This is a genomic window from Streptomyces glomeratus (assembly GCF_021462825.1).
Taxonomy (GTDB): Bacteria; Actinomycetota; Actinomycetes; order Streptomycetales; family Streptomycetaceae; genus Streptomyces; species Streptomyces glomeratus.
The window spans coordinates 11,830-28,718 of record NZ_JAKEEB010000045.1; the positions used below are offsets into that span (position 1 = coordinate 11,830).

Below are 16,889 nucleotides of genomic sequence, written 5' to 3' on the forward strand. Positions count from 1 at the left end.
CCACGGCACTTGGCTGAGGTGCCGGTCTGTTCCTTAAAGTTCAATGCCGAATCCGAGATTCTTAGCTCAACCTCAGAACCGCGTAGCAAGCCATCCCTCGTCCAGTCGATCAGGGCGTGCCCGCAGCCCAGCCGAGGGGAAGAGATTCTCCGTCCCTACACCGACCACCCGTTGGACAGGCACCCATGGCTTCGTTTCTCACAGCTCTGGCAGCCTCCATCGCAGGAGGAGCCACCGGCGCGTTCGGCGGCACCTTCGGTGCCCTGCAACTGGCCAAACGGACTGATCGACGGACGGTGACTGATCAACTTGTTGCGGAGTTCTTCTCGGCTGACTTTCTGAAGCATCGCATCGCCGTCCATGAGCTGCGGACCGCCGTCGACTCGCAGGCAGTCAGCGTCGCGTCAGTGGCTGGCGGCTTTTGGGATCCGGGACGGCCTGACTACTACACCGGGCCACCAGTAGAGCCCGGAGAGCTGAACCAGCACCAGCATCTTGAGGCGTACATCGGCTACATCGTGCGCCTGGCACGAGCCCTTGAAGGGAGGCGGCTGGACCAGGACTCAGCACGGGCCGCTCTGGGCATGCATCTGAGCTGGCACGATCGAATCGTACAACGGGTTGCAAGCGTGACTGCTCAACAAGCCAGAGAGCATCCGTCTGTCGTTCCCGACTGGACGTTGAAAGCGGAACTGGTACACCTGAAATTGGTTCCGGACCGCTGAGCTGCTATCACCCTGGGACCTGCGGCCGTGGCTCTGGTGTGAATAGTGGGCGGTGGTTCGTCATGCCGGTGGTGGGCCCGGGCAGGAGTGGAACCCGGGGCGGCTGGTCCCGGAGTGCAGGAAGAACCCGCCCGCGGGGCATTGGGCCGGGGAAGCGCTGCCCCCTAGAACCAGCCCGACTTCTCACGGGGCAGCGGGCCTAAAGGTCGGCCGGGGGTACGTCAGGCAGGAGACGACAGAGGTCGAAAGCGGTGGGATTGACGTCGGCCGCCATAAGGAGCAGCGACAGCGGCTGAGCGCGCAGTACGGTCGCCCGGCGCTCCGGGCCGTCGCCGGCGGTCGGGGTGAAGAGGAGGTGGAGGCCGGCGACATCCATGAAGGGCGTGAGGGTCAGGTCCCACTGCAGGTCGGTCACCTGCGGCGGCAGCGCGTCGATGGCGCAGCGCAGCGGGGGCAGGGTGTCGAAGTCGATCTCTCCGCTTTCCTGCCCTGCTACGGAGAGCGATGTCACTGGGCGCCGAGCACACCGGGACGGGGTCCGTCGACAGATGTGATCCCTGCTCTGCCAACCCCGTGGTGCTCCGCGCTTGACTTGGAGCGCTCCAAGTTATCGATACTCGAATCATGAACGAGGCACGAGCACTCCGAGGGCGGCACACCGAGGAGTCCGCGACGGACAGGGTCCTGAGCGTTCAGGAGGTCTCCCGGATCACCGGGCTGAGCGGCTGGACGCTGCGGTACTACGAGAAGATCGGCTTGATCGACCCCATCGCCCGGGACGCCTCCAGCGGCCATCGCGCCTACACCCGTGCCGACCTGGCCCGCATCGAATCGCTAGCGCACCTGCGGGCCGCGGGGCTGGCGATCGAGGAGATGCGTGCGCTGATGGCGGCGCGCGGGCACGCGCCCGAGACCGTCGCCATGAAGATCGGGATGCTCGCTGCCCACGGCGAGGCGCTGGAGGAGGAGATACGGCGCCTGGCCGCCCGCAAGCACTACATCGACAACCGGGTCGGCTACTGGCGCGCCGTCCAAGCCGGTGACGACGCCGAGGCCGAACGCCTGGAGGCCCAAGGCCAACTTCTCGGTGAGCAGTTGAGCTGACCTTCGGCGTCCGGGACCCGGTCCGGCCGCTGCGAACACCTCCATCGGCAGGCCCTCGACCGCCCTGCCTGATTCCCGACCACCCGCTTCCGCGCCCCGCTGCCGGAAGCCGTTCCAGGATACTGTCATGCTCTCAACAAAAGCGGCCCGGGTCGGGCGCCCGACCGGCCCCTGGAAGGTGTTCGCCCTGGTGGCGACCGCGCAGTTCATGGTGGTGCTCGACACCGCGATCATCAATGTCGCCCTGCCGGTCATCAAGCGCGATCTGGACTTCGGTGACAGCACCATCCAGTGGGTCGTCACCGCCTACGTCCTGGCATTCGGCGGCTTTCTGCTGCTGGGCGGGCGACTGGCCGACCTGCTCGGCCGGCGCCGCACGCTGCTCATGGGGATGGCGGCCTTCACCGTGGTCTCGCTCCTGATCGGAGTGAACTCCTCTGTGCCGCTGCTCATTGTGCTGCGCGGATTGCAGGGCCTGGCTGCCGCCGTGATGTCCCCCGCTGCCTTGTCCACGGTCCTGACCCAGTTCCCTGAAGGGCACGAGCGCTCCCGTGCACTGGGCTTCTGGTCCATGGTCGCCACCGGCGGAGCAGCCGTCGGCCTCCTCCTGGGCGGCGTACTCACCCAGTACGCCGACTGGCGCTGGAACTTCTTCATCAACGTCCCTGTCGGGGTGATCGTCCTCGCGCTCGTACCCCGCCTCGTCCCCGACCACCGAACCGGAAGCCGGGACCGCAGGGGCCTTCCGGATGCTCCCGGCGCGGTGCTGGCCACCGCCGGGCTAATGGCGGGCGTCTTCGCCTTCAGCCAGGCGCCTGAGTGGGGCTGGGCCAACCCGCTCACCCTCATCTGCTTCGCGGCCTGTGTGGTCCTGCTCGCCGCCTTCGTTTTCAACGAGCGCTGTGCCGCCGATCCACTGGTGGACCTCGGGATCTTCACGATCCGCAACGTCTCGGGCGCCAACGGCATGATGGCAACGGTCTTTGCCGGCAACCTGGGCATGTTCTTCCTGCTCACCCTGTACATGCAGGACATCGAGCACTACAGCGCCATCCGCACAGGGCTGGCATTCCTGCCCTTCCCTGTCATCCTGGGCACGGTCTCCACCCGGATGGCGGGCCTGGTCCGCCGCTTCGGCTTCCGCCGCTTCCTGATCACGGGGCCCGTCCTCGTCATCATCGGCATGCTGTGGGTCAGCTTCCTTCCCGTTCACGGCAGTTACGCCGTCCACGTGCTGCCAGGACTGCTGGTGATGCCGCTGGGCTACGGCGTGAGCTTCGCCCCCATGTACGCCGCCGCCACCGCCGGCACCCCTCAGCGCTTCGCCGGTGTCACCTCTGGCTTGATCGCCACCTCACAGCAGGCGGGCGGCGCACTCGGCCTGGCCGTCATCTCCGGCACCGCCGGCACCGTGACCGCCTCGCTCACCCACGACGCCCTGCCACAGGCCCTGACCTCCGGCTACAACGTGGCCATGGCCGTCGCGGCCGGCATCACCGCAATCGCCGGGCTGCTCGCGGCCCTCGTGATCCGCACGCCTCGCCGCGCGGACACACCGGCTGAACCATCCATCCCCGGACCCAGCCCCCAACCCGCATCCACCCGTTCCTGACCGACCATCCCACTTCGGCCGCCCCGACCCACCCAGCACTCAGGCCACCAGGACCGTCGCCTGCCATAATCAAGCGACCGCAAAGCAAGGGGCGGCCCGGCAACCCCGGTGGGGCGCTGTCAGCCTGCCCCCCACGCCCTCCCCAGAACGGGAGGGCCTACTGCCCAACGGGACACGGCGCCGTCTGTCCACGCTCAGTGTCCGGAGAGCGTGTGGGAAACACAGGACCACGTGACCAGGACATCTGCCTCGACGGACTGCCGGAGCAACACAGCAGAACTGCGGTGTGCGGCACCTGATGCGGGAGGCAGCCGAGATGGACATCATCGGGGCGGGTCGACCACGACATTGCGACGGCAATCTGGCCCGACGAAGTCCAGTGCCCACCGAGAGCGGAGCCTTCGGAGAGCCGAAAGTCTGGGCCTGCCTCGGAGTCAGCTCCTCGGCTGGGCCGCAGAGTCGCCGGAAGGACAAGGTCCGCCTGGTCGGTTAGCGTGAAAAGGAGGCCGATGCGATGGTATCGGTCGCCCCGCGTTTATGCGGACGGCGCGGGGAGAAGGCGGACAATGGTCGGGGAGATCATTGCACCCCGAACCCAATCGCGCTGTTACCGCGTTGGATAGTCCGCGACAAAGAAACGTGGGGCGTGCCCCGAAGGTGATCCTTACGGCGCGCTTGTCACCGGACACCAGCTAAAGGGGGCCCACTTATGCCTTTCCTTACCACCCGGGACAAGACGGAGATCTTCTACAAGGACTGGGGCAGCGGGCAGCCCGTCGTCTTCAGCCACGGCTGGCCCCTCAACGGTGACGCCTGGGACCCACAGGCCAAGCTGATGGCGGACAACGGCTTCCGCTCCGTCGTGCACGACCGGCGCGGCCACGGGCGGTCGAGCCAGCCGTGGGCAGGCAACGATCTCGACACCTACGCCGACGACCTCTCGGAGCTGATCGAGTCCCTCGACCTGCGCGACGTCATCCTGGTCGGTCACTCGACGGGCGGCGGCGAGGTCGCCCGCTACATCGGTCGCCACGGCACTTCCCGCGTCGCCAAGGCCCTGCTCCAGAGCGCCATTCCGCCCCTAATGCTCAAGACAAAGGCCAATCCCGATGGGCTGCCCATCGAGGTCTTCGACGAGATCAGGGCCGGTATAACCGGTGACAGGTCGCAATACTATGAGGACCTCAGCGCCCCCTTCTACGGCGCAAACCGACCGGGAAATCAGGTCACTCAGGGAACGCGCGACTCCTTCTGGATGTGGTGCATGCAGGTGGGCATCAAAGGCTCCTACGACTGCGTGCGGGCCTTCTCCGAGACCGACCTCACCGACGACCTCCGTGCGTTCGACATCCCCACGCTCATCGTGCACGGCGACGACGACCAGATCGTGCCCATCATCGCTGCTGGCGACAAGTCGTCCAAGATCGTCAAAGATAATACCTTCAAGGTGTACGAAGGCGCCCCACACGGTCTGGCGATGGTGGATCCCTACAAGGACAGATTCAACGAGGACCTCCTTGCCTTCGCGCGGGGCTAGGGAGAGGAACTTCCATCATGAAACGGGAGACGAACACCCCAAGGAAGGCGGCGATCGCCGCGGTTCTGGCGGCGTGCTCCCTGGGCGCGCCACCCACGCTTGCATCGGGTAGTACTCCGCCACCCAGCGTGCAGGAAACCCCCAACCGAGTGATCAACGCCGCAGGCGCGCCACCCACGCTTGCACCGGGTAGTACTCCGCCACCCAGCCCGCAGAAAGAGCAGAAAAACCCTTACGATGTGCTCAACGCCGCCGCCGCCCGGGACCCCATCACCGTGACGCCTCTTCGGGGCGGCGTGTACCTGCTCCAGGGGTCAGGCGGAAACATCGGCGTGCTGCCGAGCAAGGACGGCGCCTTCATGGTGGACGCCGGCATCGCCGTTTCTCGCCAGAAGATGGAAAGCGCCCTGAACAAGCTCGGGGCTACCCGCATCAGGTACCTAGTGAACACCCATTGGCATTTCGACCACACGGGCGGAAACAGCTGGGTCCACGAGCATGGGGCAGAGATTATCGCCACCCCCAATACCCTGCGCAACCTGAGCAAGACCATCCGGGTGGCGGAATGGGTGCACACCTTCACCCCAGTCCCTGCCGCCGCCCGCCCGACCGTGACCGTCGCCTCCGAGAAGACGTTCACCGTCGGTGGACAGCCAGTGCGGCTGCGTCCCTACAGCCCCGCCCATACCGACGGCGACCTCTCCGCCGATTTCACCAGGGCGGACGTGCTGTTCACCGGCGACACCTTTTGGAACGATCTCTACCCGTTCATCGACCACGAGACCGGCGGCAGCATCGACGGGACGATCCGGGCTGCAAACCAGAACATCGCGATGGTGGGCGACGGCACGATCGTCGTTCCCGGGCATGGGCCGGTCGGAAGGCGCGCCGATCTGGTGGAGTACCGCAATATGCTCGTCGGCATTCGCAACCGCGTCGCCGACCTCAAGGGCAGGGGCCTTACGGTTGAACAGACCATTGCGGCCAAGCCCACCCAGCCCTTCGACGCCAAGTGGGGGCAGGGGATCATCGGCCCGGACCTCTTCACCAAGCTCGTCTATCTCGGCGTGTGAGATACGTCAGTCATTCGCGCGATTTGTCGAGAGGATCTCAGCCTGCGCCTCCTGCATGATTATCGTAGTTGCGCGTCTTACCCTTGAAAGTCTGGTCGGTCCGGGTAAGGAGGGGTGGGCGCGCCAATGCGCAGCGAAGCTCAATCGGAGCTTGCTCAGCTCTCTCAACGTAGTGTGGCCTGCGACGTTCCATGAACGCTTGCGTCCCCGTCGGCCAGCTCTTCGTAGTGGGTTCGCATGCCCGGTACCTGCGGGGCATGCTGGCGGAGCTGCCGCGCAAGAGCTGCTGGAGCATCGCCGATCACGCCGGGGAGACCAGCCCGGACGGGATGCAGCACCTGTGCGAGGATCTGCGTGCGCTCCTCGTCGACGAGCATCTGGCAGTCGAGTTCCATAAGGCCCACGTCGGGGTGCTGGATCCGCCTGCGGCTGCTGCGCATCACCCCATCACATGCAGATGTCACAGGGCCTCGAATTTCGGGGATCGCCCGTAGCAGCCGTCTGACCAGGTCCTTCGCCTGCGCGTCGTCTCGGCGGACGGCTGCGGCCCGCAAGTCGGCGACGAGCGCCCGGGACTCCGTCGCGTGATCCTGAACCGGATACCCGGCCCGGGCGCGGGGATCGGTGAACCATCGGTATGACCACCGTGCCCGCGGCACGCGCAGCCGGGTGAGATCGCCGAAGATTGAAGAGCCTGTTTTGTTATGTGTCAGGGAGCCACAGATGGACGCCTCGGACGAACTCCTTCGAAGGGCCGCCCCTTCGGCTCTCTTGACCCTGGACGGTGCTATCCGCAGCCTCAATGCGGCGATGGCCAGGGCACTGGATAGGCCAGCGGAGCAGTGCGTGGGTCGTCGCCTGGTTGATCTGATGCCCGCAAGCCAGCGGACTGCGGTCGAGAGTCTCGTGGCCCACGCCGCCACGACGAAGACGATCGTGATGCGGGTGCTGGAGTTCCCCGGGGCGGGCGCACCCCCCGTGGTCTGCCTTGTCGAGGCGCAACCCGTGAAAGATCCTGCAGGTGGCGAACCGCTGGTGTGGGTGCACGAGTTGGACGCGGGAAACGACCTGGGCGGTCTGGTGGTCCCGTTCCGGTTGGCGGCCGAGGCCGCCAACCTCGGTCTGTGCGTGTATTCACCCCAGGAGCACCAGTTGCAGTGGCTGGGTGGCGCACCCGCCTTGGCGGCGCTGTTCCCGGAGGCCTCCATGTCGTTGTCTGGGGTGGTTCGGCGAGTCCATCCTGACGACCGCGGGGCTCTACGGCGGCTTATGCGTTCGACCGCCGCCCAGTCTCCCTGGATCACGTTGCGGTTCCTCACCGAGCACGACGGCTGGCACCTCCTGGCCTGCCGGGCCCGCCGGGCCCAGCTGGGGTCTGGCGGCCCTGAGCGGGTCTTCGGAGTGATCCGTGACGACAGCAAGGGGGAAGCGCGCCGGCGCAGAGCGTTGGTCGCGCTGAGTGCTGAGCGGCAGCGAGCCGCCGAGATCGCGGCCTTCTCCTCCGCCTTGATCACCGCAGTCACGGAGCAAGAAGTACAGCAGGTCGTCCTGACCCGGCTCGCCTTGACCTTCGGTGGTACCGGCGCCGCGCTGGCGTTCATCACGAAAGGCCGCCTGCGCGTCTCCTCCGATGCCGGGATCCCGATACCGGTGGCCGCCCTGCACGGGCTGCCGCTGGACGCCCCCAGCGCGCTGCCCTATGTGATCCGCACTGGCGAGCCGCAGTTCATTCCCAACCGGGAGGACTACATCCGCCGCTGGCCGCACGGGGCCATGGTGCCGTACTTCGACCAGCTCGACTCCGGCTACGCCATCTCGATCACCTCCCTCAGCCCGACCGGCGATCAGCCGCTCGGGGCCTGGTTGGTGACCTACGACAGCGAACACCACTCGTCCCCGGATGAGCGGGCCCTCATGGGCACTCTTGCCGACCTTGCAGGCCAGGCACTGAAACGCGTCAGGCTGCAAGAGGCACGAGTCGAGCTCGCCACGGCGCTCCAGCAGACCATGCTCCCCACGCTGCCCGAGCACCTGCCGGACCTGGACGTCGCCGCCCGGTACCTACCGAGCCGGGACGGGCTGGATATCGGCGGAGACTGGTACGACGCCTTCGTCATGCCTGACGGTGCCATCGCCCTGGAGATCGGCGACATCCAAGGGCACGACGTGGACGCCGCCGCAGCCATGGGACAGGTGCGCTCGTTCATGCGCGGGATCGCCGTCCATGAACCGGATCCCGCAACCGTGCTGACGCGCACCAACGAGCTGCTCGTCACGATGGATGCGGCACGATTCGCCAGCTGCACCATGCTGCGTATCGACCCGCGTGACGGACGGGTCACCGGCGCCAGCGCCGGCCATGTGCCGTTGCTGTACGCACGCGACGACGGCAGCCACAGCATCCGTGAACTGCCGGGCGGCCCGGTGCTGGGAGTCCTACCCGACGCCGACTACCGTGAAGGAACCTTCACACTGGACAAGGACACCGCGCTGATCATGGTCACCGACGGCGTGGTCGAAGGACCGGCCCTGACACTGGACGCCGGACTGGAGCGAGCCGGAACGCTGGCCGCCCAAGCCGTCCACGACGGGCTGAACGTGGAGGAGACCGCCGACCGCATCCTCGACGCCGCCGTCGCGGTAGACCACCTCGACGACGTGGCCGTGCTGATCATCCGACGCACATGACGGCGCCCGCGCCCTCACACACCCTCTGTACGCACCCACTGCACTGCTTCGTGGCTCAGGACTCTGGGAACTCGCGCGGTTCCGCCTTCAACCTGCTTCGGATCTCGGGCACGGACACGACCAGGTGCACCTACCGGTGCCGCAGGGACGCGCCGGGGAGAACGGAGGCGGCCCGTGTGGAAGGCCTGATCCATGTGGACGCTGCCCGAGCCGATGCTCGCCACCCCCGTCGCCGACCCCGCGCTGCCCGAAGGTTGGGCCGCCGAGCCGAAGTGGGACGGCTGGCGGGCACTCCTGTCGTGGGACGCTCGCCGCCTGGTGCTGCGCTCCCGCAAGGGCACCGACCTCGAACCGTTCTTCCCTGAGCTACGCTCCGGCACCGCTCAGCTCCCCAATGCGACGGCCCTGGACGGGGAGCTGGTCGTATGGGATGCCGCGGGCCGCCTCGCGTTCGAGCGGTTGCAGGGCCGGTTGCAGCGACGCGGTGAGGGCGCGATCCGGCTGGCCGAGCAGTGGCCAGCGCACTTCGTCGCCTTCGACCTGCTGCGGATCTCGGGCACGGACGCGACCAGGTGGACCTACCGGCGCCGCAGGGCCGCGCTGGAAGCCCTCTTCGTCGACCACCGGCTCACCGCGCCGTGGGCGCTGTGCCCGTCGACCACCGACCCGGCCACCGTGCACGACTGGCTGACCAGCTGGACGGCGGTCGGCCTCGAAGGTGTGGTCTACAAGAGAGTGGACGGCGCCTACGAACCGTCCGTGCGCGGTTGGCGCAAGTACAAGGTCCGTGAGACCGAGGAGGCCATCGTCGGTGCGCACACCGGTTCTCCGGCGGCACCCCGCACACTGCTGCTAGGCCGATACGGCACGGCCGGGCGCCTGCACTACATCGGGCGCAGCACCACGCTCCCGCAAGCCTCCAGCCGCGACCTCGCCCCGCTGCTCACCCCGGCCCCGGCCGGTCACCCCTGGACGGGCTGGACATTCTCCGCCGGGTGGGGCACCCGCGAGACCCTGCACGTCACCCTCGTACGACCTCAGCTCGTCGTGGAGGTCGGTGTCGACGTCGCCCGCGATAGCGCCGGACGTTGGCGGCACCCCGCCCGGTGGCACCGCCCTCGCCCCGACCTCACGCCCACCGACGTTCCGCGCTTTGCCGGAGGAGCGACGGGCTGAGAGCTAACGGTGGGCTTGGGCCGGTGGCTGCCGGGGGCCTTCGCCGGCCCCCGGACCCCCGCTTCCGCGGCACCGACCGGCGCGGCAAGGAGGAGGGGAGTGCGGCCCGGTGCGCGCCGGCCGGCACCGCGGCCCGTGCACCGTCGCCGTCAGCGGCGGGGCGGACGGGTCGCGAGGAAGGTGACGTCAGCTGTCGGCCGGGACGGCCGCGGCGGACACCGTGGGAAGGACGACGTCAGGGTGGAACTCGGCGTACGCCGCGCGGTACTGGGCGAGATGGTCCCGACCGGCCTGGGTGACGTGCAGCAGCGGCCAGTTGTCCCCGTAGTGGCCGTAGGCGTCGAACTGGGCCAGGTTCGTGTACTCGGCAAGGCCCTGGTCGACGAGGGCTCCGGGCGCCTTCGTGCTGTGGGTGACCTGCTTGACCTCGTACGACATCAAGCCGCGCGGAATCGTCGCCAGCTCCTCCTCGGTCGCCTTCCCGTACCGCTCGACCTCGGTACGGGCGTGGTGGGCCCGCCGGGGGTTCTCGGTGGCCACGAGGGCAACGAGCAGTCGCAGGGCGGGTTTGTCCAGCAGCCCGGCCGGGCGGCGCTTGCGCGGCGTCCCCATCACTAGGCACCCAGGTGAAGGAGGTGCAGTGGACCTCGGCGGCAGCCGACCCGACAACTTCCCGTACGACGTCCAGCGGGGCGACGCGGCCGGTGGTGACCAGACCCCGCCGGCCGGAGTGGCTGTGTCCACGCTGGGGGATCAACCCGCCCAGCGGAGCGCCGGCGGCCTCTGGCGGGCCTGGCAGGCGGCCAAGCTCGCCGCCGGGGCTTCCCGTACCCGGCTGTGCGGATCTTCCCCTCCCGAGGCGGGCAGGGCGCCAGGCGCGGGACACGGCCGCCAATTGAGGAAGTCGATGACCGATCAGACAACCAGGTCTCATGCCAAGGCGGATCCCAGCACCCTGATGTTGGAGTTCCGGCATGTCCACCGGCTGGCGCCTTCGGCGGTCTTGTCGGTGCGTTCGACGCCGCGGGCGCGCAACCGGGCTACCGAGCCCGCCAGTTCGGGGGGCCGTGGAGACGTGGCCGGCGTCGAAGGCGGCCGCCATGAAAGCCCTGTTGCGTGCGGCGGCCGCGCTACGCCGTGCTGGCCTTGCAGGAGATCCTGAACGCCTGCTACACGCAGGGTCTTCACCATCGAGGGGTCAGACAGAGCCTCCAGCGCGATCGCGCGCTTGGTCGGTCCGGCCCTTCCGCCGGACCTTGAGCTGTTTTCCTTCCTCGGCAGGGTCATTTCGGCGGGTCCCACAGCAGATGCATTACATGCATCTCCATATCAACGTCCAGATATAGAGGGCACGTGGATACAAATTTGTCCCTTTCTAGCACCTTCGCCCATTCTGCAGCCTTTGGCGAGCCCGCTGACGCGATCACCGCAGCTGCGAGAATACAGCGCAGCCTCCAAGTTAGATCGTCGACGACCAATTGCATTTCGTGCAACGAGGGACCCCGACTCTGACTCCTTGCGGTTCCATCCTGACGAGGAGCGTAGGTAACTAGGGATAAGTGAAGAGCCACAAAACGGTTCCATGCACCCAAGAGGCCAGGAAAGAACTCGGCCAACTCCACTACCTCATCTTGATTCCACCCCCGAATATCAGAGGGTGTCGGCGCAAAATAGGCGGCAACACGTGGAGAATTATCCAGGAAACGGTCATAGTGCAACATGTATGCAAGGTCGCGCCTGGATAATGACCTAGTAAACCCGAGTAGAGATTTGGCAAGGAGTGCCGTTCTGTCCACGCCGGCTGATTGGGCTGCACTGACCGAAACGTCCAGTAGTCGCCGCGCCCGCCTGGGCAGATGCTCGTTGATCTTTACCAGCAGGCGCTGCCCAATGAGCTCACTAAGGACGGCGAGGATGCCTGAAAGAACTGCCAGGACGAAGTAACCAAGGGTATTCATGTTTAGTACCGTCGTCACTTTGATCCAGTACATCAGAACCCAGAAGCTGAAACCCCATCGCTGAAGCTGCAGCCTTGATTTCTCGGATGAGCCTCTCTCGTGCTATGGATAGCGAGGTTACAGAGTCTTGCCAATCCGGGTAGCTTTGGCCAAAATTCGAGTCGTCATTCCATCCCGATCAGCAGGATTTCCTCAGTGCGACATACTCATACCAAGCATGATCTACCGCAGGCCTGTACTGCAATGATGCTATCCAGGTTCCGGGATGCCCATTGGCGATCTCGACGGATCTGTTCTCCTATTGCGTGCATGTCAGGCGGTAAGCCGGAATCTACCTGGTGGCGCACATCCTCTAGCGCATGAACCTGCTCACGAGTCTCTTCTCGAAGTTCAATCATGATTTTATAGAGCTTCATTCGATGCCGCTCCTCGATATCAAGCAGCCGCTGATCCGCCGCGGATACACGCGCAGCTCGCCTATCCTTGTTCTTAATTACCTGGATAATCAACGGCGCGCCGAAGGCTGCGACCAGACTCCCTGCTGTAGCGATCAGCGCTGTCACGACATCGACTTGCATTTTCCCCCCAGCGTTCGATGCAGAATCATTTCCCGCAGAGGATGACGCGCAACCGCTCCGTCTGATCCATTCCCGCGACACGTCAGCTGTACGCGCACCCAGGTGGTACCGGCACCGCTGAGGCACAGCTTGCGAAGGTGGCGACGGGGCGGGCCCGTCACTCCCGCGACGTGGCCAGCCACGTCGCAGTCGTCGGCTACGAGGCTGGCTCCGGCCGGCTCACCGTGGCCGGCGACCTCAGCAGACGGCACCGGCAGCGGCGCCCCCGATGTCCGCCCGACCCCAGCCTGTTGCTGCAGGGATCGTGTCCTTCGCTGGTCGTTCGCATTACCTGGGGTCTGACCTCTCAGCCTCTGCGGCCGAGACGACGGGCGGTGTGTCTCTTTCAACGAGCGGCAGAGTGACGGGATCTGACGTCCTGGCTGGGCTCAGAGGTTGGTGTTGGCCCGTAACTCCCGCCTAATACGGTCCTCTTCACTCTCTTCGTGCAATCCGGGATGGTTCCCCGCATGACGCTCGACGGTATTGACCAGCGCGTCCGACCCACACATGATCACCACAGCTGTTAAGAAAAAACTAAGAGAATGGGTGGGTGTGTTGACGCACAGACGTCGGCGCCACTGGCGCCGGGCGATCGGGAGCGGCGCGATAGCCGTCGCTCTCCTGGGGGGTGCGTTTCCGGCGACCGGGGCCGCGGCGGCCCCGGCGTTCGCCGATGAGGGAGGGACCTCGGCAGCGGCCGATCACACTCCGGAGTCGGAGGCCAGCGCCCTCGCGGCGAAGACCGGTGAGCGCGTGGAGGTGACGGCGAAGACCACCGAGTCCGCGCAGCTGTTCGCCAACCCGGACGGCACCTTCACCCAGGAGATGAACGCGGCCCCGGTCCGCGCCCAGGAGGACGGCGGCCGCTGGGCCGCCATCGACACCACCCTCGTGCGTGAGGCCGACGGCACCGTGATGGCCAGGAACACCACGGCGGACGTCACCTTCTCGGGCGGCGGCAGCGGCAGCGCACTGGTCACGCTGGAGGACAACGGGCACCAGTTGAAGCTCGGCTGGCCCAGCGCGCTCCCCGCGCCCCGCCTCGACGGCGCCACCGCCACCTACGCCGACGTCCTCCCGGACGTCGACCTGCGACTGACCGCGCTGAGCACCGGCTACACGTCCATGCTCGTGGTCAAGACCGCTCAGGCGGCGCAGAACCCGGCGCTCGCGACGATCAGGATGACCACTTCCGGTGCCGGCCTGGACATCGCCCCGACGAGTGACGGCGGTTTCGTGGCGCGCGACGGCGACGGCACTCCGGTCTTCGAGAGCCCGGCGGGCCGGATGTGGGACTCGGCAGGTGATACCGCGGACGCCGACGCAGCGGGCGTCACCACGCAGTTCGCCCGCACCGCCCCGGCCGGCACCCAGGCCGACACCGAGCCCACGCCGGCCGCGCCCGTCCCGCTGCCCGCCGCCGGAGGCGAGCCGGCTCCCACGGAGGGGCCCGGCAGCGGTGACGCGGCGGCCGACCTCCCACTCAAGGTGACCGGCACCACGCTGGAGATCACCCCGGACCCGGCCCTGCTGCACGGCGCGGACACGGTTTTCCCGCTGTACATCGACCCGCCGACCAAGGGCATCTCCCTGGGCGACTGGACGGCGCTGGCCTCCAATGGCACCAAGTACTGGAAGTTCAGCGGGGACAAGGGCGTGGGGCGCTGCTCCAACTACGCCGGCTACCTTTGCTCGAGCAGCCCGTACACCCAGCGCATGTACTTCGAGTACCCGCTGTCGTCGATCCACGGCAAGAAGATCCTGGACGCGACGTTCGAGGTGTACATGGTGTGGTCGTTCACCTGTGACGCGCACTTGTACGACCTGAGCCACGTGACCAAGGGCATCTCCGACAGCACCACCTGGTCGACCCGGCCCACTGCGGACGACCTGATGGGCGACCGGTGGGTGTCCTACGGGCGGGGCTCCCTGTGTAACCCCTCGCAGCCGGCGAACTGGGTGCGCTTCAGCGACAACGTGTCCGGCGGGGAGACCAACGAGAACCTGACGCCGACCCTCGCGGCCCACGCTGCGAACAAGTCGCCGCAGATCACCTTCTCGTTGACCGCGCACGACGAGTCCGACGCGGGCGCCTGGGCGCGGTTCCGCAACGATGCGAAGCTGTCGGTGACGTACGTCTCCTACCCGGACAAGCCGACTTCGTACGGTGTGCAGCAGGGCACCACCGGGCGGGCCTGCAACGCCTCCTCGCTGCCCTTCGCCACCAGCGACACCTCGCCGAAGATGCTCGCCACGGTGCAGTCGGTGGACGGCAGCCAGGCCCAGTTGCGCGCCGATTTCGAGGTGTGGAAGGCCGACGGCTCCAGCCGCGTGTGGACCGCGAACTCGCCGAGCGGCGCCTGGGTGGCCGACAACGCCGTCCGTGACGCGTCCACCAGCACGCTGACGGCGCAGACGGACTACCGGATGCGCGTCAAGACACAGGCGTACTACGTCACGGACCGCGGGGACTCCGGTGTCCTGGACTCGGACTGGTCGTCCTGGTGCTACTTCCGTGTCGACACCGACTCGCCGCCGCCCCCGGTGATCACCAGTGCCGACGGCGTCTACCAGCCGGCCGACACCTACCCGGCCGCGGGCGGTGTGGGCACCCCCGGCAAGTTCACTTTCACCCCTGCGGACACCAACCCCACCACGGCCGGCATCCAGTCCGACGTCGTCAGCTACAAGTGGAAGCTGAACAGCGGCGCGCTCTCCTCGCCGATCAACGTGGCCGCGGGCACGGCCACCACTTTGGCGATCACCCCGAACCAGGCCGGTGAGAACACCATCCAGGTGTGGGGCTACGACGCGGCCGGCCACAGCTCGCTCACCGGCTACTACAGCTTCCTGGTCAAGGGTGCCGAGCTGCCTTCGGGGATCTGGCACCTGGACAACGCCCTCGCCGACGCCACCACCGCGACCCAGCATCCGCTGACCAACTCGGGGGCCACTTGGGACACCCTGGCCCGCAGCGGCTCCGGCGCGGCAAAGCTGAACGGCACGACGGCCTACCTGTCCACCTCTGGCGCGGTCTTGGACACCACCAAGTCCTTCACCGTCTCGGCCTGGGCTCGGCTGACGAAGAACGACGTCAACTACACCGTCCTGTCCCAGGCGGGCACCAGCGCCTCCGGGTTCCAGCTGTACTACTCGAGCTCCTACAAGGCCTGGATCTTCAACCGTCACCAGACGGACGTCGTCAACCCCGCCATCACCCGCTCGATCGGCACCAAGCCGCCGGTCCTGAACGCGTGGACCCACCTGGCGGGCGTCTACGACGCGGCGAACCAGACCATCCAGCTCTACGTCAACGGTGTCCCGCAGGGCGACCCGGTGGCGTTCACCACCCCGTGGAAGGCGTCCGGCAACTTCCAGATCGGGCGGCTGTGGTACGACGGCGCCGGCCGGGAGAACTTCGCCGGAACCATCGACGAGGTGAAGGTGTGGTCCCGCGCCCTCGCGGACACCGAGGTCACCCATGACGCCTGGCTGGAGGACGAGGACCTGAGTGACGGCACGGCTGGCGACCCGGTCCCGGCGCTCGTCGCCAAGTGGGACGCCACCGACATGGCGAACGCCACCGGCACCACCGTGAAGGACACGAGCGGCTTCGGCCGGAACCTCACCTTGAACGGGGCGACGCTCACCCAGGTCACCACCGGTGACCCGGACATCGGCGAAGAGGTCACGACCACGCAGACGATGACCCTGAATGGCACCACCGCCTCCGCCACCGCCACCGGCCCGATCGTCGATGACACCGGCTCGTTCACTGCGACCGCCTGGGTCACGCTGGACCCGGCCAAGTTCACTGACACCACCAAGGCGTACGCGGTGCAGGTGTTCGGCCAGTCCGGCACCAGCCAGTCCTCCTGGGGCGTCTGGTACGAGCAGCCGGCCGGCAGCACCCAGGGCCGCTGGACGTTCGGCCGTCCCGACAAGGACGGCACCGGCGCGGTCTGGACCACCAACGCCTCCACCGCGTTCACCACGGCTCAGCTGGGCGTGCCGGTCATGCTGACGGTCGTCTACGACGCCCAGGCGACGGCCGACGCCGTCGACACCTCCAAGCTCGGCGCGCTCAAGCTGTACGTCGACAGCGCGCAGATGGGCGACGACGACGGCGTGTCGTACCCGGCTCCCTGGCAGGGCGGCGGGGCGTTCGAGATCGGCCGGGCGAAGATCAACGGCGCCGCCGCGCGCTACTTCCCCGGGACGATCGACAGCGTCCGCGTCTGGGCCGGAGCCACCTCCACCGACACCATCGCCAACCGGCGCAACGCCGAGCAGCGGTAGCGGCAAGGACAGGGCAGGACGGGCTGATCCCCCGTCCTGCCCCGCCCTGCCCTTCTTTTCCTCTCTTCATCGCTGTTTTCTCTGTTTTCTCCCTTTC

The 16,889-nt window shown here is 67.1% G+C and carries 12 protein-coding genes; 8 read left to right on the top strand and 4 right to left on the bottom strand.

Annotated elements, in window-relative coordinates; all coding sequences use genetic code 11:
* Positions 1 to 185 precede the first annotated feature (185 nt).
* Entirely contained in the window at positions 186 to 725 is a 540-nt protein-coding gene (locus tag LZ604_RS32010) for a hypothetical protein (RefSeq protein ID WP_234519479.1), read from the top strand.
* Between the two features lie 199 nt (positions 726 to 924).
* Here LZ604_RS32010 and LZ604_RS32015 read toward each other — a convergent pair whose 3' ends face one another.
* On the bottom strand, positions 925 to 1,236 hold the full coding sequence (locus LZ604_RS32015; RefSeq protein WP_234519480.1) for an STAS domain-containing protein: 312 nt from the start codon (positions 1,234 to 1,236) through the stop codon (positions 925 to 927).
* A 113-nt stretch (positions 1,237 to 1,349) separates the two neighbouring features.
* On the opposite strand from LZ604_RS32015, the gene LZ604_RS32020 reads away from it, so the two are divergent.
* From LZ604_RS32020 to LZ604_RS32035, 4 genes are all read left to right on the top strand, one after another.
* Positions 1,350 to 1,829 (top strand): MerR family transcriptional regulator, encoded by a 480-nt coding sequence (locus LZ604_RS32020; RefSeq protein ID WP_234519481.1) that lies wholly within the window; start codon positions 1,350 to 1,352, stop codon positions 1,827 to 1,829.
* Positions 1,830 to 1,956: 127 nt separating this feature from the next.
* Positions 1,957 to 3,441, top strand: a complete 1,485-nt coding sequence (locus LZ604_RS32025) for an MFS transporter (protein ID WP_234519482.1) — start codon at positions 1,957 to 1,959, stop codon at positions 3,439 to 3,441.
* A 709-nt stretch (positions 3,442 to 4,150) separates the two neighbouring features.
* A complete protein-coding gene (locus LZ604_RS32030; protein ID WP_234519483.1) occupies positions 4,151 to 4,978 on the top strand; it encodes an alpha/beta fold hydrolase in 828 nt (275 codons plus the stop codon).
* 17 nt (positions 4,979 to 4,995) lie between these two features.
* Positions 4,996 to 6,051, top strand: coding sequence for an MBL fold metallo-hydrolase (locus LZ604_RS32035; RefSeq protein WP_234519485.1), 1,056 nt, complete (start codon positions 4,996 to 4,998; stop codon positions 6,049 to 6,051).
* A gap of 164 nt (positions 6,052 to 6,215) precedes the next feature.
* On the opposite strand, the gene LZ604_RS32040 is transcribed toward LZ604_RS32035, so the two are convergent.
* On the bottom strand, positions 6,216 to 6,710 hold the full coding sequence (locus tag LZ604_RS32040) for an MmyB family transcriptional regulator (protein WP_372482250.1): 495 nt from the start codon (positions 6,708 to 6,710) through the stop codon (positions 6,216 to 6,218).
* Positions 6,711 to 6,774: 64 nt separating this feature from the next.
* Here LZ604_RS32040 and LZ604_RS32045 point away from each other — a divergent pair, with 64 nt between their 5' ends.
* The gene (locus LZ604_RS32045; RefSeq protein ID WP_267972096.1) at positions 6,775 to 8,739 is read left to right on the top strand and encodes a SpoIIE family protein phosphatase; all 1,965 of its coding nucleotides are present in this window, start codon (positions 6,775 to 6,777) and stop codon (positions 8,737 to 8,739) included.
* 192 nt (positions 8,740 to 8,931) lie between these two features.
* The gene (locus tag LZ604_RS32050) at positions 8,932 to 9,915 is read left to right on the top strand and encodes an ATP-dependent DNA ligase (RefSeq protein ID WP_234519488.1); all 984 of its coding nucleotides are present in this window, start codon (positions 8,932 to 8,934) and stop codon (positions 9,913 to 9,915) included.
* A gap of 186 nt (positions 9,916 to 10,101) precedes the next feature.
* On the opposite strand, the gene LZ604_RS32055 is transcribed toward LZ604_RS32050, so the two are convergent.
* On the bottom strand, positions 10,102 to 10,527 hold the full coding sequence (locus LZ604_RS32055) for a hypothetical protein (RefSeq protein ID WP_234519489.1): 426 nt from the start codon (positions 10,525 to 10,527) through the stop codon (positions 10,102 to 10,104).
* Positions 10,528 to 12,079: 1,552 nt separating this feature from the next.
* On the bottom strand, positions 12,080 to 12,436 hold the full coding sequence (locus tag LZ604_RS32060) for a hypothetical protein (RefSeq protein ID WP_234519490.1): 357 nt from the start codon (positions 12,434 to 12,436) through the stop codon (positions 12,080 to 12,082).
* Positions 12,437 to 13,246: 810 nt separating this feature from the next.
* Here LZ604_RS32060 and LZ604_RS32065 point away from each other — a divergent pair.
* Entirely contained in the window at positions 13,247 to 16,792 is a 3,546-nt protein-coding gene (locus tag LZ604_RS32065) for a laminin G domain-containing protein (RefSeq protein WP_234519506.1), read from the top strand.
* Positions 16,793 to 16,889 lie beyond the last annotated feature (97 nt).

Bases quoted from the DNA above. Each gene is read 5' to 3' on its own strand.
- LZ604_RS32010 (WP_234519479.1), top strand. From the start codon at position 186: ATGGCTTCGTTTCTCACAGCTCTGGCAGCCTCCATCGCAGGAGGAGCC.
- LZ604_RS32020 (WP_234519481.1), top strand. From the start codon at position 1,350: ATGAACGAGGCACGAGCACTCCGAGGGCGGCACACCGAGGAGTCCGCG.
- LZ604_RS32025 (WP_234519482.1), top strand. From the start codon at position 1,957: ATGCTCTCAACAAAAGCGGCCCGGGTCGGGCGCCCGACCGGCCCCTGG.
- LZ604_RS32030 (WP_234519483.1), top strand. From the start codon at position 4,151: ATGCCTTTCCTTACCACCCGGGACAAGACGGAGATCTTCTACAAGGAC.
- LZ604_RS32035 (WP_234519485.1), top strand. From the start codon at position 4,996: ATGAAACGGGAGACGAACACCCCAAGGAAGGCGGCGATCGCCGCGGTT.
- LZ604_RS32045 (WP_267972096.1), top strand. From the start codon at position 6,775: ATGGACGCCTCGGACGAACTCCTTCGAAGGGCCGCCCCTTCGGCTCTC.
- LZ604_RS32050 (WP_234519488.1), top strand. From the start codon at position 8,932: ATGTGGACGCTGCCCGAGCCGATGCTCGCCACCCCCGTCGCCGACCCC.
- LZ604_RS32055 (WP_234519489.1), bottom strand. From the start codon at position 10,527: ATGGGGACGCCGCGCAAGCGCCGCCCGGCCGGGCTGCTGGACAAACCC.